Origin of the sequence: Sphingomonas sp. NPDC019816 (assembly GCF_050274375.1) — a bacterium.
In the GTDB taxonomy this organism is placed as follows: Bacteria; Pseudomonadota; Alphaproteobacteria; order Sphingomonadales; family Sphingomonadaceae; genus Sphingomonas.
In genome coordinates this window covers 23,387-42,637 of record NZ_JBNNOB010000015.1, presented here as the reverse complement: position 1 = coordinate 42,637, position 19,251 = coordinate 23,387, and the positions used below count along the sequence as shown (strand labels likewise).

The window sequence follows — 19,251 nt, the reverse complement described above, 5'->3', positions numbered from 1 at the left end:
CGTCACTCCGCGCTCGACTACATCAGCCCCGCGCAGTTCGAACGAACCGCGTCACGCTGAGCAAATGCCTCTCCACTTAAGCGGGGCAAGTCCAGAAACTTTTTACACGAGTCGAATTCGCTGTCGTTGTCGCTGACATATTGCCAGCCGTCACCGGTCTTCCTGAGCAATATGACGCCGTCGCCGGTATAGCCGCCCATGGCGTTCTTGGCGTTGACGACGAGACAGGCCTTCTTGGTCGTGGGGTTGAAATAGAAGTCGCCGAACTTGGCGGATTCCGGGTCCTTGAGGTTGCGTCTGACTTCCTCTTCCGCGCCGCTTCGATCGCTGGTGCAGGCCCCTAACAATGTGACCGTCGCGAGGAGGGCAAGCAGGCGCAGTGGTCCTTTGATTGTCATGATTGTTCCCTCTGTTGATGGCTGATGGAAATGCGACATCGCGCCTCGACGCTGGATCGCGCAGGCGTGGTTGTGGATGTCGTCATGGTGTCGTCGCCCCCTGATGGAGCGACCTTCGGCTCAAACCCTCGTGCCGCCCCTATGTACCTCTCGGGAGCGGCGGCCGAAGCCGGATGTTGGAAACCTGTCCGTATGAGCAGGCGCATGCGCCTTTACCGGCAGACCGGCTGGACATGCGCGCATGCCACCCGGCCTCGAACATGCGTTCGCGACCGAGTTCATACGGAAAGGGGTTTCCACGCCCCGCCCCCCGGCTTTCACAGGAGGCGCGACGATTATGGAAGGCTGGTGGGCGGTTCGCAATAGCCGTTGCGACGAGTCATCGGTACTTAGCAAGCCTTCATATAAGATGCTGCGCCTTGCGCGTGTGGGGCGAATGCCGCTCCATTATCGAAATAGATAGAGATCAATTAAAATCAGTCAGTCTACTTTTGCTTGGCCAATTACGATAAGACAGATTTGCCCGGGTTTCCAGTTGCGATACATGAAGGTATGGTGTTTGAGTACAATATAAAAATTCTACTTTGCACGTAATAAGTATTAATAATGAAAAGTAATAGATAATGGTAATTTATTAATGTCATTGACCTACTTGTATTTTTAACCTATTAAAATGAGCGCATCGCCCTTACTACTGTAGTAAATTGAAACTTTAAAGATTTAAAATGTACTAATTTCTTATTGGCAATCTGTTGCTATTTGCTGAATAGCAATGGCCTGCTCGCCGAGCACTGCGGTTGTGCGTTGCACTCACCATGAGACCACGATGCGATTATAGTCTCGTCGTCCCTCGCGCTTCTGCCGGCCATGCTGGTCCAGCGGGCGACGCTAGCGGTGCAGATTCGTGCCCCCAAGTGGGAATGTTCGCCAAACTTGCGCCACATTTCAGGTTGTGTTCTATCTATGTTCCGCCTGAAGAAAATGGCCCTCAGTCAAAAAGGACGTCGTTTTCGGGTGCATGAATCGCTATCGTCCAAGTGACGCTATTTTGTTAGGGGACGCCAATGACCACGAAATCCGTCGCGCCTACCAAGGAGCGAATCGAAGCCAAGCCTTCTGAGCCTGCCTCATCAACCAGCCAGCCCGGCCGATCAAGCTGGGTTACAGCAGACAGTAAGATTGCTGGAATCATGCATGGGGATTCCGCGTCCATGCTAAAGCAATTGCCCGACGAGATTTTCAACGTCGCTGTCACCTCACCGCCATATTATTGGGTGCGCGACTACGGTTACGATGGTCAGGTCGGCCACGAAGATAGTGTAGATGCGTATGTTGAAGCGCTGATGAAAGTGTTCGATGAGGTGAAGCGGACGCTACATCCAGAAGGCGTTTTCTTTCTCAACATCGGCGATACATATTATTCTGGTAATGGCCAGCCGCATGGCAGCGACCCACGAAGTTCGTCGCGAAATTTTGCACGAAAGAAGTTGAGGCCCGTCGACCAATCTGGATGGGACATCCCGAAAAAGTCGATGATCGGCGTTCCGTGGAAAGTCGCCTTCGCGATGCAAGCCCGGGGCTGGACGCTGCGGAGTGACATTATTTGGAATCGGGGTAACGCTTTTGTCGAGCCCACTGCTCGAGACCGTCCATATCGCCAATACGAACATGTCTTTATGTTTTCGAAGACCCGCTTCTATTCTTTCGACCGCAGCAAGCTAGTCGAAGAAGACGTGTGGAATATACCAATTGAGCGCAGCATGCGGACGCGAGAAGCAGGTCACAACGCCGCTTTTCCCTCTGAGTTGGTGCGTCGGTGCATCGAAGTCGGCAGCCCCGTCAGCGGCCACGTCCTGGATCCCTTCGTCGGCTCCGGCACGACCATATTCACTGCGCTGGCTCACGATCGGAATGTCGTCGGCGTAGACATGAGCGAAGATTACGTGGACTACGTTGCGACGACCCTCGAATGCGATGGCCATAAACCCATATCCTGGGAGGAAGTGCAGGAGCGACTTAAAAAACCTTCTGGACTTTGGGAGACATGGGCTGGCAACAAGAGCAACTTCCGCAAGCCGGGCCGAAAGCGAGCTGACTGATCAGTGCAATATTTTGATATCCCTACAATCAAGGACGCCGTTGAGCGTCTGCAGAGTTATCAAGGCACGAAGCTCATTTCGGCGTTCGTCTTCGCCGCTAATGACGTAAACGTGAATGCGGTGACCGACCTTTCCAAACGGCTCGGCACCGATCGACTTGTAGATCGATACTTTAGTGGAGCGTTGGTGGGCCTGCCGCCAATGCAGCGAGGGAATCTCCTTCGGCCCCGATTCACGGATGTGACCTGGAAGAGTGGGCGCTTCGCAGGCGATTATGTCATTCGTCAGGATACGAGATTTTGGGCGAACATTTCGTCAAGCCGAGGGCATCGTGAGTGGGCGCAGCGCGGCCTGATCGAGGGAGACAAGTCGATCTTCCAACTCAAGCCCGGCTTTCAGGCTGAGTTCGAACAGGACATCCCAGCCGATTTCCATTTTGAAGATTTTATGGTCTGGCTCTTCGCCTTCGAGGGCTTTCCCGACGAGGTCGACGGGTGGCCTTCACTGTATGACCATCTAGTTCAGACGGTACTTGAGCTTGCGCAATTCCAACCCGAGTATGTTGGGCGTTTCAAGCTCGCAGTCCCCGCTGAACCTTGGCCCGCGACTATCCCTAACAGGCCTACTAATGAAGAGTTTCTCGCTGAGCTTGCGCCCAAATTGCAGGTACTGCTCAGCACGGTCGAGGCGGAACCCGAGCGCGAAAATGAATTGCCACCGCTTCCAGATGATGATGCCGATTATATAGCTGTTTCCACGGCGATTCGGTTGAAGGAGAGCTTTTCGTTCCTACTGGCAGGACCTCCTGGCACCGGGAAATCTCGTAAAGCGCGTCAGATCGCTACCAAGTTGGCTGGGGCTCCCGAGCGCGAGTTGTTCCTTCAGTTTCATCCAGCGATGGGCTACGATGATTTTGTGCAAGGCTTCCGGCCCGTTGCCGTCAAGAACGACAATGGCGAGGAGATCGGTGTCACTTACAAGCTCGCCTCGCGCCTTTTCATGAAACACGCCGAAAAGGCTCAAGGTGACCTCACTCACAATTATGTTATTGTGATTGACGAATTGAACCGGGGTGATGTCGCCAGAATTTTTGGTGAGGTCCTGACATATTTGGAGCCAGCATATCGCAGGAAGTCGTTTCGTCTGTCTTATGCGGACTCTGACGTCACCCTTCCCGAAAATCTGATTATTGTCGCTACGGCGAACCCCTACGACCGTTCCGTGACAGATTTAGATGATGCCTTGCTGCGTCGGTTTTGGGTAATCGAAATGAAACCTGACGCCGCCATACTGCGTGCCCATCTTCTGGACAAGGGTGTCGAGCCCGGCCTTCTAAATCGGACCGTTCGGTTATTCACAATAATAGATGGTGTAATGCCAAATGGTTTTGGTCATACCAACTTTTTGCGAGTGCGAGCGCTGGACGATCTTAAGGCCGTGTGGGTCGGTCGCGTGAGAATGGGGCTAAGCCGTTCCTTCATCCATGATCGAGAAACTTACATCTCTACAGAAACAGAAGTCGAAGCCCTCTTGGCAGCGGGACAGGAAGAGGGCGTAGCGCCTGATGGTGACGTAGCACCTCCTGCGGAAGCATGAGATGGTTTGGGCCCCTCGCGTAGTCGAGATTGAGGAACGCGAGAACCGTATCTTCCCGCGTGAAGACTTATTCGACAGCGCTGGTTATTCACTCGTACTACCCGAAACGCGCGCCCTGTCGGCAGTCGAACTCAAAGACGTCCGGGAGGGGGTCAATCTTCGAGCGTTGGGTTTGATTGGCTATTTGCCCCTTACCGGGCAGATTGTGCTGAACCTACGGCCGAAGTTTCCTGTGAAAAACTTGTGGCGGATGCTTGCGATTGCAGACAACAATTACGATCGCATGCTGCCTGTTTTGCGTTCATACGAGCAAGCCAGAGAAATCCCGCCGCATCAGCTGCTTGCCAGGGGGTTTTGCTATTACCTGCGCGCCATAATGAATATGGGCTTGGCCCGTAGCTACTATCGCGAACCCTATACTGGCTTTTATAAACCGAAGGTTGACTTTTCCCGTACCGTAGCTCGACATCTGTCGAGGGGCGATGACCTCACCATTTCGGGGGACGTTTTCGGTTTTTCGGCAAACCTCCCTGTGAATGCAGTGCTGAAGTCTGCCTGCCTTGCGTTTCTCCGCCTCATCCCCCGAGATCCGAAATGGCTTACCGAAAGAAAGCTCTTGCTGGAGGGCTTGAACTCGCTTCACCGAGTACGGTCGAGCGCGATGCTTGTAGGAGGCGAGGCCCTGGCAAATACGGTTCCTCGCTGGCTTCAAGATCATTATCACGGCGCCCTGTCTGTTTACGCAATGTTACTAGGCTACACTGATATCGGCTTTGGTTACGAAGCGCAGGGAAGTAAAATGCCGTCGTTCCTGTTCTCGCTGGACGAGGTTTTTGAAAGCTTCGTGCGTAATGTTTTTCGAACGGCATCGAGGGAGAGGAAGGTTGCGGTGCTCGATGGTAACAATCCCAAGCACCATGGTCGCTTATTTCTCGACAGTAATCGGTTTCCTACCAAGCCAGACCTTATCTTCCATCGAAAGAAAGCGGTGATTGGACTGGCTGAAGTGAAATATAAGCCGGAGATTAAAGAACATGATCGGTATCAGCTTCTTAGCCATGTGCTAGCAGCTCAGTGTAAGATTGGCGTCTGGATTTCGCCGAGAACAGCAGGACGAGCAGAAGGTCTCGAGTATATCGGCTCAGTCGCTACAGGCGCGAAATTCTATCACTACCAAATCGATATTGGTAATGATCTGGACAAAGCTAGCGCCGCAATGATCGAACAGGTGACCGCTTTACTGAATGACTAGAGATGCAACCAAATGTGGCAGCGCGTTCTATGCTAATTTTCCAACCGACGAAATCACGTCAGGACCAGTTGACTCGCATCCGTTAGGCAATCACTAATGATCCTGCTGGAAGAATTGTGGTGCAGCACAGGATCTCTAGCCTATGACCCGGTTATTACAAATGATTTTCTCTGCCAGCTAAGCCAAGGCGGCCGAACCTTTACATAGCCCGGCGTATCAACCCGTTGGCGTTGCGTTACGATAGTAGTGTTGGGGGAATCGTGCATTCACGAGGTTACCCTCCGCCCACCGACCGGAAGGGGCTTCGGCAGCAGCAGCGACGCATCCCGGCAGGAGTAGAAACAATACCTATTTCCGATGGCATGGACGTAAGCCGCTTTCATCTGATCCAGCCCCATAAGAGTCGAGACCAGCATGAACAGTGTCACCATACCTCGCTCCAGGCGCCACACCGCTAATTTCTATACAGAGGTTTGGCGTGGGTCAGAGCCGCTCCCTGCCCAAAGCCGTTCCAAGCAGGACCTAGTCACCTCCCAAGCCGAACGCACGTTCAGCAGGACGCCGCTGCGTTGCCTTGTGGAAGTGCTATAAAGAAGGGTGGTGCCGCTTACAGGACTCGAACCTGTGACCCCCGCATTACGAATGCGATGCTCTACCAGCTGAGCTAAAGCGGCCCTTTGTCGAAACCGGCTGGTGTCCGGTTGAGGAGGGCGCGGTTAACAGGTCTGTGGGGGGCTGGCAAGCGGCTTTGGCGTCTTTACGCGCCGTTAACGACGATGTCGGCATGAGGGGGCGGAACAAACAGGAAGGCGATGATGACCACCGGGCCGGATCTGAACGAGGCGTCGTCCGTCGACCGGGGCGGTGAGGGCGAGGGCCTAGGTGAGGACCGGGGCGAGGATGTCCTGTTCGGGCTGGCCGGGGTGGAGCGGCGGCTGCATGCCCGCGCCTATCATCACTGGGTGTCCCTGCTGGGCGATGCGCCCTATCCGCTGATCGCCGCGCTCGATCCGCGGGGGATCGCCGATTTCGCCGCCAATTCGGTGCTGCTCGATTTTCGAGATGGTGAGGGCGATCCGGCGATCGCCTATATCGGCGAGGCGTTGCGCGAGGAATGCGGCGCGGTTGCCATGCCCGCCCGGGTCGCCGACCTGCCGCCGGCATCGCTGCTGTCGCGGATGATCGGCCATTATCCGCCGATCCTGTCCAGCAAGGCGCCCGCCGGTTTCGAGGCGGAGTTCGTCAACGATCGGGGACGGACGACGCTCTACCGCGCGATCCTGCTGCCCTATTCCTCGACGGGACAGGCCATCGACTTCATCCACGGGGTCGTGAACTGGAAGGAGGTCGCCGATCCGCTGTTGCAGGCGACGCTCGATTCGGCGCTGATCGATGCGATGAACGCCGACCGGCCGGCATCGAAATCCGGGGGCGACCTTTGGACACCGGCGGAGATCCCGGCGACCGATCGCATTCGACGTGATCCGGCGGCGCGGGCGCATGTCACGCTTGAAACGGGCGCGACGCCCGGCAGCCTCGTCGTCATGGTGGGCCGGGTGGAGACGGACGGGCGCATCGCCATACTCGGTTCGGTCACCGACGATCCCGAATTGTCGGACAGGGTATTGCGCGCTTCGCAATGAAAATTGCGCTGCGGCGCAACATCTTTTCTCATCGCGCAAAGGGTTGAGCGGCGCGAAAGCCGGGCCTAGGACTTGGGGCCTATGGCACCGAATATGTCGCATCCGATGGCCGACGCGATCGCCGCACGGCTTACCCAAGGCGCCCTTCCGGCGGAATTGCAGGGGTTCGGCCCCTCGGAGGTGGCGGCCGCAGCGGCCTTCGTCGCCGGTGTGGCCGAGCGGCGGTCGGCAGGCGAGCCGTCGATCGCGCTGGAGCCGATCTCAGGCGACGACACGCATCGTCGGATGCGCCTGGCCATCGTCAATGACGACATGCCCTTCCTGGTCGATTCGATCGCGGCGATGGTCGGCGCGGACGGCATCGCCATCGACCGGGTGATCCACCCCGTCCTGCCCGTCACCCGCGATGCCGAAGGACAGCTTCAGACGATCGGTGCGGGCGGAAAGTCCGAATCGTTCATCTATCTGGAAATGGAACGCGCCGATGCGCGCGACCGGCGCGGGCTGGTCGACGATTTGCGTGCCGTCCTGGCCGATGTGCGGGCGGCCGTCGCCGACTGGTCGGGGTTGCAGGACGCGCTGGCCGCCGACGCGACCACGCTGGGCGAGAAGAATGGCGAGGGTGCCGCGCTCCTCCTGTGGTTCCTGAACGGCAAGCTGACGCTGCTGGGCCATGAGAAATGGTATGAGGACGGCCGCGACGCGCCCGCGCTGGGCATCGCGCGGACGCCGCACAAGGTGCCGCTGCTCGCCGATACGTCGCGCCAGCGCGCGCTGGACTATTTCGTCCAGGGTGGTGCAGCACCGTTACTGCTCAAGTCCAACGCGATCTCGACCGTCCATCGCTCGGTACCGCTCGATCTGGTGCTGGTGCCGGTAATGGACGACGGCCGTGTGATCGGCCTGTCGATCCATGCGGGGCTGTGGACCAGCGCCGCGCTGGCCAGCCCGCCGCATGAGGTGCCGGTGCTGCGTACCCGCCTCGCCGCGCTCCAGGCCAAGTTCGGTTTCGACCCGCGCGGTCATACCGGCAAGGCGCTGACCCATGCGCTGACCGCGTTGCCGCATGATCTCGTCACGGCCTTCCCGGCGGACGCGCTGGAGACGCTGGCGCTGACCGCCATGTCGTTGGCCGACCGGCCGCGCCCCGAGCTGGTGCTGATCCGATCGGCATTGCAGCGGCATCTGTTCGCCTTTGTCTGGTTGCCGCGCGACGAGCTGACCACCGCGCGCCGCGTCGCGATCGGCGACATGCTGGGCGAGGCCGCCAATGGCTCGCTGCTCAACTGGTCGATCGCGCTGGAGGACGGCGTCGTCGCGCTGATCCGCTATACCATCGACCTGCGCCAGGACGGGCGCCTGCCCGATACGGCGGCGCTGGCCGAGCGGCTGCGCAAGATGGTGCGCGGCTGGATGCCCGATGTCGAGGCGGCGCTGGCCGAACAGGTGCCGGCACCCCGGGCGGCGCGCCTCGCGCTGCGCTGGGCCAATGGCTTCCCGACCAATTACCGCAATGTCAGCGATGCGGCCGAAGCCGCCGCCGACATTCTGCGCCTGTCGAGCCTGGAGGACGAGAATAGCCGCTCGGTCCGCCTGTTCCCGGTCCAGCCGGGGCAGGATCGCCAGCTGAAGATCTACAAGCTGAACGGCGCGCTGCCGCTGTCGGACGCGGTGCCGGTCTTGGAGAATTTCGGTTTCCGCGTGATCGGCGAGCTGCCGACGCGTCTGCGCGACGACGCTGATCCCTTCGTCCATGACTTCATCGTCGAAACCGAGGCGACGACCGAGCCCGAGGGCGCGGCGGTGCTGGAGGGGGCGATCGCGGCGGTGCTGGAGGGCGCGGCGGAGAACGACGCGTTCAATCGCCTGATCGTCGATGCCGGCCTCAGCCCGCAGGCGGTGGTGCTGTTCCGCGCCTGGTTCCGCTATCTGCGTCAGGCCGGGCTGCCTTATGGGCTGACGACCGTGGTCGATGCGCTGCGCCGGGCACCCCGCCTCGCGACTGCGCTGATCGAGCGGTTCACGGCGGCGCATGATCCGAAGGCGCGAGGCGACATCGCCGCTGCGGACGCCGCGATCGCCGCCGGGCTGGATGCGGTGTCGGCGATCGACGACGACCGTATCCTGCGCAGCATTCGCGACATGATCGCCGCCACGCTGCGCACCAACGCCTTTGCCGAGGCGGGCAAGGAAGCGTTGGCGTTCAAGTTGGACAGCCACCAGATTCCGGGACTTCCCGCCCCGCTGCCCTGGCGCGAAGTGTGGGTCTACAGCCCCCGCGTTGAGGGTATCCATCTGCGCGCCGGACCCGTGGCGCGTGGCGGCCTGCGCTGGTCGGATCGCCGCGACGACTTCCGCACCGAAATCCTGGGCCTGATGAAGGCGCAGCGGGTGAAGAACGCGGTCATCGTGCCGACCGGCGCGAAGGGCGGTTTCTACCCGAAGCAGCTGCCGTCGCCCGTGACCGACCGTGACGGCTGGGCGGCCGAGGGCAAGGAAAGCTACCGCGTCTTCATCCGCGCGCTGCTGTCGATCACCGACAATATCGTCGAGGGCGTGGTGGTGCACCCGGACGGCGTGCGCGTGCTGGACGGCGAGGACCCCTATTTCGTGGTCGCCGCCGACAAGGGCACCGCGACCTTCTCCGACGTCGCCAATGCGCTGGCGCTGGAGCGCGGCTTTTGGCTGGGCGACGCCTTCGCGAGCGGGGGCAGCCAGGGCTATGACCACAAGGCGATGGGCATCACCGCCAAGGGTGCCTGGGTGTCGGTGCAGCGCCACTTCGCCGAGCGTGGGCTGGACGTGCAGAACCAGCCGATCCGCGTCGTCGGCTGCGGCGACATGTCGGGCGATGTGTTCGGCAACGGAATGCTGTTGTCCAAGGCGATCAAGCTGGTCGCGGCGTTCGACCATCGCCACATCTTCCTCGACCCCAATCCCGATCCCGCGACCAGCTGGGACGAGCGGGCGCGCATGTTCGCGCTCCCCCGGTCGAGCTGGGCGGATTATGACACCAGCCTGATCTCGGCCGGCGGCGGCGTCTTCCCGCGTTCGGCCAAGACCATCCCGCTGTCGGACGAAATCCGCGAGGCGTTGGGCATCACCGCGACGTCGCTGGAGCCGACCGCGCTGATTTCGGCGATCCTGAAGGCCCCGGCCGATCTGCTGTGGTTCGGCGGTATCGGGACCTACATCAAGGCGGCGGCGGAGAATAACGTCCAGGTCGGCGATCCGGCCAACGACCGTCTGCGCGTCGATGCCGAGGATCTGCGCGTCACCGCCATCGGCGAGGGCGCTAATCTGGGCGTGACCCAGGCCGCACGCATCGCCTTTGCCGAGCGCGGCGGGCGGATCAACACCGACTTCATCGACAATTCGGCGGGCGTCGACTGCTCGGATAACGAGGTCAACATCAAGATCGCGCTCAACCGCGAGATGATCGAGGGCCGTCTGGCGGAGGGCGACCGCAACACGCTGCTCGCCTCGATGACCGATGACGTGGCGCATCTGGTGCTGGAGGATAACCGCCTCCAGACTTTGGGTCTGTCGATCGCCGAGGCGGACGGCGCGGGCGCGATGCCGAGCTATGTCCGCGTGATCGAGATCTTCGAGGGCACCGGGCGGCTCGACCGCGCGGTCGAGGGGCTGGGCAGCAACGACGTGCTGCTGCGGCGCGGACAGGACGGCATCGCGCTGACCCGGCCTGAACTCGCCGTGCTGCTGGCGACGGCCAAGCTGACCTTGCAGGACGCGATCGAGACCAGCCCGCTGGCGCTGGACGACGAACTGCTCCCCGATCTGCGCGCGGCCTTCCCGCCCGCCATGCAGGAGGCGTTCGGCGAGGCGATCGACCAGCATCGCCTGCGCGGCGAGATCGTCGCGACCAAGCTCGCCAACCGGATCGTCAACCGCATGGGCATCCTCCACCCGTTCGAGCTGGCGGAGGAGGAAGGCGCGGCGATGGCCGACATCGCCGCGATGTTCGTCGTGGTCGAACGGCTGTTCGATCTGCCGTCCTTGTGGACCGCGATCGAGACGGCGGCGATGCCCGAAGCGGCGCGTATCGCGCTGTTCGACGAGGTGGCGCGCGCCACCCGCTCGCAGATCGCCGACCTGTTGCGCTCCATGCCTGCGGGCACCGCGCCCGGCGCGGCGCTGGAGCGGTTGCAGCCCGGCATCGAGCGGCTCGCGGCGGAAACGCCCGCGCTGCTGCGCGACGAGGCCAAGGCGCAGAGCGCCCGCGTGGTCGCGGCGCTGGAGGAAGCGGGGGCGCCCGCCGATCTGGCGGCACGAGTGGTGCGGGTGTCCGAACTCGACGGCGCGGTGGGGCTGGCCGATCTGGGCCAGCGGCTGTCGCTCGACGAGACGCGGTTGACCCATGCCTTTACCCGTCTGGGTCAAGCGCTCGGTCTCGACTGGGCACAGGGGCAGGCGGCGCGGATCAGCCCCAGCGATCCGTGGGAGCGGTTGCTGATCGCTGGCCTCGCGCGCGATTTCCAGCAGCAGCGGCTCGACTTCCTCGGCCGTGCGGGCGCGACCGATCCTGAGGCGGCGGTCGAAGCCTGGCTGGAACGCAACGCCGCGCGCGTCGGCCAGTTCAAGGCGGTGATCGACCGGGCGCGCCTCGCGGCCCAACCCAACGCCGCGATGCTGGCCCAGATCGCAGGCCAAGCGCGGGTGCTGCTCGGGCGCTGATCTGTTCCCCGGCGAAGGCCGGGGTCCAGTTCCTGTGTCGCTGGAGGCGCGCAAAACGCCGCGTGGGCATCTCCCGCGCGGCGTTTTGCTGTTTCACGCGAAGCCGCGATGACGCGAAGATTGATTTCGGGCGGAGACGCGGAGGCGCGGAGAAGAAGGTTTGTTCGCGCAGAGGCGCAGAGGACGCAGAGAGGCAGAAACGCGCGCAGCGCCCTCTATTCGTCAGCGTCCGAGATAAGAAGGCCGCTGGCGCGGCGGGCGAGACACCTCCGCGCCTCCGCGCCTCCGCGCGAACCAACCTTCTTTCTTCTTCGCGTCCTCGCGGCTTCGCGCGAAAATCAGATCGCCGCACACTTCTCCAGCAACCAGTTGCGATCCGCCCCCTCCAGCTCCGGCGCCAGAACGTCCGCCACCCGCGCATGGTACGCGTTGAGCCACCCACGCTCCTCCGTCGTCAGCAACTCGGGAACGATCAGCGTCCGCTCGATCGGGCACAGGGTCAGCGTCTCGAAGCCCAGCATGTCGCGGTCCGCGCCGGCGATCTCGCGCGGTTCGACCAGCACGAGATTCTCGATGCGGATGCCATACTCGCCCGCCTTGTAATAACCCGGCTCGTTGGACAGCATCATGCCCGCTCGCAGCGGCTCCATCGCCGCACCGCCGGGATAGTTGGGCGCGGCGATACGCTGCGGCCCCTCATGGACCGACAGGTACGCGCCCACGCCGTGCCCGGTGCCATGCGCGTAATCCAGCCCGACCTCCCAGAGCGGTCGCCGCGCCAGCGAGTCCAGATGCCCGCCCAACGTCCCGTCCGGGAAGACGGCGGTGGCGAGGCCGATATGCCCCTTCAGCACGCGGGTGAAGCGGTCGCGCATCTCGGGCGTAGGCTCGCCGATCGGCATGACGCGGGTGATGTCGGTGGTGCCGTCCTGATATTGTCCGCCCGAGTCGATCAGGAATAATTGCCCCAACTCGATCGCCGCGTTCGACTCCTCGGTGACATGGTAATGCGGGCTGGCGCCGTGCGCGCCGGTCGCCGAGATGGTCGAGAAGCTGGTGTCTTTCAGCAGGCCCGTCGCCTCGCGACACGCCAGCAATTGCGCAGCGGCGGAGAGTTCGGTCTGCCCGCCCTTGGGGCACTCCAACTCCACCCAGCGCAGGAAGCGGACCATCGCCGCGCCGTCGTGCACCGAGGCGGCGCGGTGCCCGGCAACCTCGGCGGGGTTCTTGATCGCCTTGGTCAGCACCACCGGATCGCGAAGCGCGAGCACCTTGGCCCCGCCCGCCTCCAGTCCTTGCGCGATCGCGGCGACCGCACGCTCGGGATCGGCGACGACGCGCTTGCCGGCAAAGCCGGTCAGATAGCCCTCGAACGCCGTGCGCTCATGCAGCCGCACCGCATTGCCCAGATGCGCGCGGACCTCCGCCGTGATCTTTTCGGGGGCGATGAACAGGTCGGTCTCACCATCGGCGTGGACGATCGCATAGGACAGCGCGACCGGCGTATGCGCGACATCCGCCCCGCGTACGTTCAGCGCCCAGGCGATCGAATCGAGCGCCGACAGCACCACCGCATCGGCGCGCTGTTCGGCCAGCCATTCGCCGATCCGCGCACGCTTGGCGGCCGAGCTTTCGCCGGCCACCTCGTCGCGCTGCACCGTCATCACGGCGGGCGAGGGGGCGGGGCGATCGCTCCAGACCGCGTCGATCGGATTGGCGGCTACGGGGACCAGCTCCGCCTCGCGATCCGCCAGGGCGGCGGCCATGTCGGCGACCTGCTGGCGGGTGTGTAGCCACGGGTCATAGCCGATCCGCTGCCCCGCCGCCGTCTCGCGGCCCAGCCAGCCCGCCACGCTGTCCTGCGGCACGGGGATATAGGCATAATCGTCACCCGACACCTGTTCGCGCACTTGCAGCGTGTAGCGCCCATCGGTGAAGATCGCCGCCTTGGTCGCCAGCACCACCGCCGACCCGGCCGATCCGCCAAAGCCGGTCAGCCAGCCCAGGCGCTGCGCATAGTCGCCGACATATTCGCTCATATGCTCGTCGGTCAGCGGCACCACGAAGCCGTCGAGCCCCTGATGAGCGAGTTCGGCGCGAAGCGCGGCAAGACGGGTGGAATGAGACATGACGGGACCTGACAGGCGTGAAAACGGAAGATGCGGTCTAACCCCGCACGGTACGCAGGTCGAGCCTGACGGCGGCTCAACTGGGCTGAGGATCAGGGGGGTTGAGGATATTGTCAGACCATATACGATCCTGGCATCGGAAAGAGGTGGCATGATGGACCGGCGGGCATTGTTGATCGGGGCGGGCGCGGTAACCTTGCTGGGGGGCGTCGCGCGCGCGGCCAGGTCGGCGGCGTTCCGGCCGGGCGAGGTGTGGAACGACAACAACGGCGTCGCGATCAACGCGCATGGCGGCGGGCTGCTGCGTCATGCCGGGCGCTGGTGGTGGTATGGCGAGCACAAGACGGCGGGCAAGGCGGGCAATACCGCGCTGGTCGGCGTCCATGCCTATAGCTCGACCGATCTGGTGAACTGGCGCGACGAGGGCATCGCGTTGCCCGTATCGGACGATCCCGACAGCCCGATCGCGCGCGGCTGTATCCTGGAGCGGCCCAAGGTCGTCTATAATCCCCGCACCCGTACATTCGTGATGTGGTTCCATCTGGAATTGAAGGGGCAGGGCTATGCCGCGGCGCAGGCCGGGGTGGCGATCGCGCGCCGGCCGCAGGGGCCGTTCCGCTTCCTGCGTGCGGGCCGCGTCAATCCCGGCATCTGGCCCGCCAATGCGACGGCCGAGGACAAGGCGCCGGACACCACGCTGGCGCGCGACTTTGCGGGCGGACAGATGGCGCGTGACATGACGGTCTTCGTCGATGGCGACACCGCCTGGCAGGTCTATGCGTCCGAAGAGAACGCCACGCTCCAGATCGCGCGGCTGGCACCCGACTGGACAGCCCATGACGGCTATTATGTCCGCGCGCTGCCCGATGGTGGGAACGAGGCGCCCGCGCTCTTCAAGGCCAAGGGGCGCTATTACATGTTCGCATCGGGCCTGACCGGCTGGCGGCCCAATCCCGGGCGGGTCTATGTCGCGGACCGGGTGACGGGGCCGTGGCGCTCGCTGGGCAATCCGGTGCGCGGCAGCGAGGAGGACCGGAAGACGACCTTCCACTCGCAATCGACCTTCGTGGTGCCGCTGCCCCCGGAACGGTCGGGCGGCGAACCGCGCTTCATCTTCATGGCCGATCGCTGGCGACCCGACAATGCGATCGACGGACGCTATGTGTGGTTGCCGGTGGAATGGGACGGCGAAACACCCGTCTTGCGCTGGCGGGATCGCTGGACCCTGGCCGATGGATGGAATGCGCGATGATCTTCGCCGCCACCATGCCGTTCGCCGGTGTCGGCGCGTCCCCGACACGTCGCGGTCGGCCGGTGCAAGCGCATTGCCGCCCCCTTTTCAAGACGCTGACGGTCAGGCCATGACCCCAACGCCGTATCGGCGATGACCGCGATGGCGATCGGATGAAACCGATTGTGACATCTCCGTCACCGAATCGTCATCCCGATCACATCGCAACGTAACAAAGCGCCGCCACGGGGACGGGAACGACCGGCGCCGGGGGGTGTCGGCACGACCAGCACCCAGGGGGAGCATCATGCACGCCATCCGTTCCGGCATCCGCGGTCTCGCGGGGGCCTCTTTCATCGCATTGGGCCTCGCCAGCGCGCCCGCTTGGGCGGGTGTCAGCGACGCCGCGCCGGCGGGCGTGCCCGCGGCGGGTCCGATCCTGTCGGGGCGCATCTATGATGCGACCGGCGTGGCGCTGCCCGGCGCGCGGGTGGTGGTCGAGCGGACGGGCGCCCAGGCGACGACCAACTTGCAGGGCGAGTTCAGCATCGTCACCCCGGACGAGCCGGGCGACGTCACCCTGCTGATCGACTATCTTGGTCGCCCGCCCGTCACCCGCGTCGTCAGCGCGGCCGCGCGCGGGCGCGACGTGTCGCTGACCCTGCCCGCCGCCAGCGGGGAGGTGGGCGACATCGTCGTCACCGGCGCCTCGCTGCTCGATAACACCGCGCGCGCACTCAACCAGCAGCGGACCGCCGACAACACCGTCACCATCATCTCGTCCGACGCGATCGGCCGCTTCCCCGATCCCAACATCGCCGAAGCGCTCCAGCGCGCGCCCGGCGTCGGCATCGAGCGTGACCAGGGCGAGGGCCGCTATATCAACGTGCGCGGCGCACCGAGCGAGTGGTCGGCCATCTCGGTCGACGGCATCCAGATCCCCTCGGTCGACCCGACGACGCGCGCGGTCGACCTCGACACGCTGCCCTCCGACATCGTCGCGAACCTGGAAGTGACCAAGTCGCTGCTCCCGTACCAGGATGCGGACTCGATCGCGGGCGCGGTCAATATCACCACCCGCTCGCCCTTCGACCGCAAGGGCTTCGCGCTGACCGGCATGGCGGGCGCCAGCTATAACCAGTACGGCAAGGGCAGCGACTATCGCGGATCGGCCGCGGTCAGCGACACCTTCGGCCCGGACCGCCAGTTCGGCCTGCTGTTCTCGGGCAGCTATTCGCGCACCCATCGCCAGCCCGACAATGTCGAGAATGGCTGGGCGCAGACGCCGGCAGGCTTGCGCGTCACCGAGACGCTGTTCAAGGATTACGACACCAAGCGCCAGCGCTTCGCCGGAACGGGCGCGTTCGAATGGCGCCCGTCGGACCGCACCCATGCCTGGGTACGCGGCACCTATGCCCGATTCGAGGATGACGAATATCGCAACCGCATCGGGATCCTGTGGGGTGACGGCTCGCTGCTGGCCGGCTCCACCGACCGTTCGGCGACTTGGCGCAACACCCGCATCGAAAAGCAGGTGCGACACCGCAAGCAGGTCAACGAGATCTGGACCGCGACTGCCGGCATCGAGCAGCGGCTGGGTGAGGGCACGATCCGCGCCGACGTCGCCTATAGCGAAAGCGCGCAAACCTATCCGCGCCGCGACGAGCTGCTGTTCCGCTCGTCGCTACGCCCGACGCTGTCCTATGACTTCGCCAATGTCGATCTGCCCAGCTATTCGCTGTTCACCTCGAAGGAGCATCTCCAGCTCGGCACCTACGGCTTTCGTGAAAACGCCTATCGGTCGAACACGACCAAGAATGACGAGCTGACGCTGGCCATCCGTTCGGACGTGCCGCTGGGCGATTTCGTCACCTTGTCGAGCGGCGGCAAATATCGCGAGCGGCACATCAACGCCGATGAGGAGCGGTTCCGCGACCGCCGCGCGTCCGCGGCGCCGACGCAGAGCCTGGCAGGGCTGTTGTCCGACCAGGACTCGCGCAATTTCGGCTATGAACTGGGCAAGCGCTTCGACACCGGGTTGGTGGATGCCTATTTCGACGCGACCAAGGCCGCCTCGGAGCGTCGCCTGCCGCAGTCGCTGACCGCCGACTATACCGCCGAGGAGAAGATCCTGGGCCTGTTCGGCATGGCCAAATATGTGAAGGACGGCACGACCCTGATCGCCGGGCTTCGCGTCGAGACCACCGATTTCGATGCCCAGGCCCCCAGCGTGTCGCGCACCGGCGCGGTGACCACCGCGCGCGGGCGAAACGGCTATACCGACTTCTTCCCGAACCTGACGCTGCGCCAGGCCTTCACCCCGAACCTGATCCTGCGCGGCGCGCTGAGCCGTGCGATCAACCGCCCCAACTTCCCCCAGATCGCCCCGCGCGTGCTGGAGGCGACCGAGGGTAACACGGTGCGTGTCGAGTTCGGCAACCCCGATCTGCGGCCGACCCTGTCGAACAATGCCGATGCGGGGCTGGAATATTACATCCGGCCTCTGGGTGTGATCTCGGTCAACGGCTTCTACAAGGACCTGACCGACTATCGCTACACGCTGACCAGCACCGGCGTGTACAATGGCGTGGCTGGCGCGATCCTGAGCAGCCCGATCAATGCGCGCCGGGGCGAGCTCTACGGTGTCGAGCTGAACTGGCAGCAGCAGTTGAGCTTCCTGCCGGGCGTGCTGGGCGGCCTGGGCGTCTTCGCCAACTATACCTATACCAAGGGGCACGCGACCTTCGACGCCGCCTATGGCGGGCGCAGCCGCTTCGCGCTGCCGGGTCAGTCGACCCATATGTGGAACGCCAGCGTCTTCTACGAGCGCGGGCCGGTCAATGTCCGCGTCGCCTATACCAAGCGCTCGGACTATCTGGACGAGATCAACGCCGACAACCCCGCGCTGGACCTGTATTGGGAAGGTCGCGGCCAGCTCGACGTGACGGGCAGCGTGCAGTTGGCGAAGGGCATCAACCTGTTCGCCGAGGGCAAGAACCTGACCAACACGCCAGGCGTGCGCTATTTCGGCGAGCGTTTCCGTACCTATGAATATGAGAAGTTCGGCTACACGCTGTTCGGCGGCCTGCGGGTGAAGCTGTGAGGGCCGCGCTCCTCACGCTGTTGCTCGCCGGATGCGCCAGCGTGCCCGCGACCACGCCGACCGCCGATGCGCCGGTCATCGCCGCGAGTGCCGAGACCGATCCGGTCGACAGCATGGCGGACGCGGCCGACGATCCCGCGATCTGGCGCAACGCCGCCAATCCGGCCGCGAGTCTGGTCATCGGTACCGACAAGCAGGCGGGCATCCATGTCTATGACCTGAAGGGCAAGCGCCTGTCCTTCACGCCGGCCGCGCGGCTCAACAATGTCGACCTGCGCGACATGGGCGGACGCGTGATCGTTGCGGCCAGCGACCGCGCCGACAAGGCGACCGCGCATGTCGCGCTGTTCACCCTCGACACCGTGGCGCGCCGGCTGGTGCCGATGGGCCGCTATCCGGTGGGCGCGGGCGAGGCGTACGGCATGTGCCTGTGGACCCGTGCCAGGGACAAGGCGCTGTTCGGTTTCGTCGTGCTGAAGGATGGGCGGATCGACCAGGTCCGCATTGACGTCTCCGGGACCACCCCGCGTGTCGAGACGGTGCGTAGCATGAAGCTCGGTACCCAGGCCGAGGGGTGCGTGGTCGATGACCGTACGGGCACGCTCTACGTCGCCGAGGAGGATGTCGGGCTGTGGCGCTTTGCCGCCGATCCCGCCGCGCCGACGACCGCCACCCCGATCGCCAGGGTCGATGGCCGCACCCTCGTCGCCGATGCCGAAGGGCTGGCGCTGGCGCCCCGGGGGGCCAGGGGCGGCTATCTGGTCGCCTCCAGCCAGGGGGACAATGCCTATACCCTCTACCGCTTGCCCGACATGACCTATGCCGGGCGCTTCCGCATCGGCGGGGGCCAGATCGACGGGACCAGCGAGACCGACGGGATCGAGCTGGCGCTCGGTGATTTCGGCCCCGATTACCCTGAGGGCCTGTTCGTCGCGCAGGATGGCGACAACGCACCCGACACGCAGAATTTCAAATATGTCAGCTGGGCGAAGGTGAAGGCGGCACTGGGGCTGTAGGTCCTCGCGTATAAGGAGAGGTCGGGGGCTTCAAAAGGCGTACCCTGGAAGCGATTCCCCCCTCCGCCATGCTTCGCATGGTCCCCCTC

The 19,251-nt window shown here is 63.5% G+C and carries 11 protein-coding genes and 1 tRNA gene; 8 read left to right on the top strand and 4 right to left on the bottom strand.

Annotated features, from left to right (window positions below; translation table 11 throughout):
* Positions 1-17 precede the first annotated feature (17 nt).
* On the bottom strand, positions 18-398 hold the full coding sequence (locus ACQKJZ_RS03890) for a hypothetical protein (RefSeq protein WP_427730050.1): 381 nt from the start codon (positions 396-398) through the stop codon (positions 18-20).
* A 1,064-nt stretch (positions 399-1,462) separates the two neighbouring features.
* On the opposite strand from ACQKJZ_RS03890, the gene ACQKJZ_RS03885 reads away from it, so the two are divergent.
* The 3 genes from ACQKJZ_RS03885 to ACQKJZ_RS03875 are packed head-to-tail and all read left to right on the top strand — an operon-like array spanning position 1,463 to position 5,345.
* Complete coding sequence (locus ACQKJZ_RS03885; protein ID WP_427730049.1) at positions 1,463-2,497, top strand: DNA-methyltransferase; 1,035 nt, start codon at positions 1,463-1,465, stop codon at positions 2,495-2,497.
* A 3-nt stretch (positions 2,498-2,500) separates the two neighbouring features.
* The gene (locus ACQKJZ_RS03880) at positions 2,501-4,093 is read left to right on the top strand and encodes an McrB family protein (RefSeq protein WP_427730048.1); all 1,593 of its coding nucleotides are present in this window, start codon (positions 2,501-2,503) and stop codon (positions 4,091-4,093) included.
* A 1-nt stretch (position 4,094) separates the two neighbouring features.
* Positions 4,095-5,345, top strand: a complete 1,251-nt coding sequence (locus ACQKJZ_RS03875; RefSeq protein WP_427730047.1) for a 5-methylcytosine restriction system specificity protein McrC — start codon at positions 4,095-4,097, stop codon at positions 5,343-5,345.
* A gap of 266 nt (positions 5,346-5,611) precedes the next feature.
* On the opposite strand, the gene ACQKJZ_RS03870 is transcribed toward ACQKJZ_RS03875, so the two are convergent.
* Together ACQKJZ_RS03870 and ACQKJZ_RS03865 are read right to left on the bottom strand one after the other, a co-directional pair.
* On the bottom strand, positions 5,612-5,761 hold the full coding sequence (locus tag ACQKJZ_RS03870; RefSeq protein ID WP_427730053.1) for an S-adenosylmethionine:tRNA ribosyltransferase-isomerase: 150 nt from the start codon (positions 5,759-5,761) through the stop codon (positions 5,612-5,614).
* A gap of 182 nt (positions 5,762-5,943) precedes the next feature.
* A tRNA-Thr gene (locus ACQKJZ_RS03865) sits at positions 5,944-6,019 on the bottom strand.
* Positions 6,020-6,157: 138 nt separating this feature from the next.
* Between ACQKJZ_RS03865 and ACQKJZ_RS03860 the strand changes: the two genes are divergently transcribed.
* Together ACQKJZ_RS03860 and ACQKJZ_RS03855 are read left to right on the top strand one after the other, a co-directional pair.
* Positions 6,158-6,988, top strand: coding sequence for a hypothetical protein (locus ACQKJZ_RS03860; protein WP_427730046.1), 831 nt, complete (start codon positions 6,158-6,160; stop codon positions 6,986-6,988).
* A gap of 93 nt (positions 6,989-7,081) precedes the next feature.
* Positions 7,082-11,683 carry an NAD-glutamate dehydrogenase gene (locus ACQKJZ_RS03855; protein WP_427730045.1) on the top strand — a complete coding sequence of 1,534 codons (4,602 nt, stop codon included), beginning with the start codon at positions 7,082-7,084 and terminating at the stop codon, positions 11,681-11,683.
* A 338-nt stretch (positions 11,684-12,021) separates the two neighbouring features.
* Here the strand turns inward: ACQKJZ_RS03855 and ACQKJZ_RS03850 are convergent, their stop codons facing one another.
* Positions 12,022-13,812, bottom strand: coding sequence for an aminopeptidase P family protein (locus tag ACQKJZ_RS03850; RefSeq protein ID WP_427730044.1), 1,791 nt, complete (start codon positions 13,810-13,812; stop codon positions 12,022-12,024).
* Positions 13,813-13,963: 151 nt separating this feature from the next.
* Between ACQKJZ_RS03850 and ACQKJZ_RS03845 the strand changes: the two genes are divergently transcribed.
* From ACQKJZ_RS03845 to ACQKJZ_RS03835, 3 genes are all read left to right on the top strand, one after another.
* Positions 13,964-15,064, top strand: a complete 1,101-nt coding sequence (locus ACQKJZ_RS03845; RefSeq protein WP_427730043.1) for a glycoside hydrolase family 43 protein — start codon at positions 13,964-13,966, stop codon at positions 15,062-15,064.
* 286 nt (positions 15,065-15,350) lie between these two features.
* A complete protein-coding gene (locus tag ACQKJZ_RS03840; protein WP_427730042.1) occupies positions 15,351-18,146 on the top strand; it encodes a TonB-dependent receptor in 2,796 nt (931 codons plus the stop codon).
* Positions 18,143-19,162: a phytase gene (locus tag ACQKJZ_RS03835; RefSeq protein WP_427730041.1), complete on the top strand. Its 1,020-nt coding sequence runs from the start codon at positions 18,143-18,145 to the stop codon at positions 19,160-19,162. The genes ACQKJZ_RS03840 and ACQKJZ_RS03835 overlap by 4 nt, the downstream gene beginning before the upstream one ends.
* Positions 19,163-19,251 lie beyond the last annotated feature (89 nt).

Bases quoted from the DNA above. Each gene is read 5' to 3' on its own strand.
- ACQKJZ_RS03870 (WP_427730053.1), bottom strand. From the start codon at position 5,761: ATGCTGGTCTCGACTCTTATGGGGCTGGATCAGATGAAAGCGGCTTAC.
- ACQKJZ_RS03860 (WP_427730046.1), top strand. From the start codon at position 6,158: ATGATGACCACCGGGCCGGATCTGAACGAGGCGTCGTCCGTCGACCGG.
- ACQKJZ_RS03845 (WP_427730043.1), top strand. From the start codon at position 13,964: ATGATGGACCGGCGGGCATTGTTGATCGGGGCGGGCGCGGTAACCTTG.
- ACQKJZ_RS03885 (WP_427730049.1), top strand. From the start codon at position 1,463: ATGACCACGAAATCCGTCGCGCCTACCAAGGAGCGAATCGAAGCCAAG.
- ACQKJZ_RS03875 (WP_427730047.1), top strand. From the start codon at position 4,095: ATGGTTTGGGCCCCTCGCGTAGTCGAGATTGAGGAACGCGAGAACCGT.
- ACQKJZ_RS03890 (WP_427730050.1), bottom strand. From the start codon at position 398: ATGACAATCAAAGGACCACTGCGCCTGCTTGCCCTCCTCGCGACGGTC.
- ACQKJZ_RS03855 (WP_427730045.1), top strand. From the start codon at position 7,082: ATGTCGCATCCGATGGCCGACGCGATCGCCGCACGGCTTACCCAAGGC.
- ACQKJZ_RS03850 (WP_427730044.1), bottom strand. From the start codon at position 13,812: ATGTCTCATTCCACCCGTCTTGCCGCGCTTCGCGCCGAACTCGCTCAT.
- ACQKJZ_RS03840 (WP_427730042.1), top strand. From the start codon at position 15,351: ATGCACGCCATCCGTTCCGGCATCCGCGGTCTCGCGGGGGCCTCTTTC.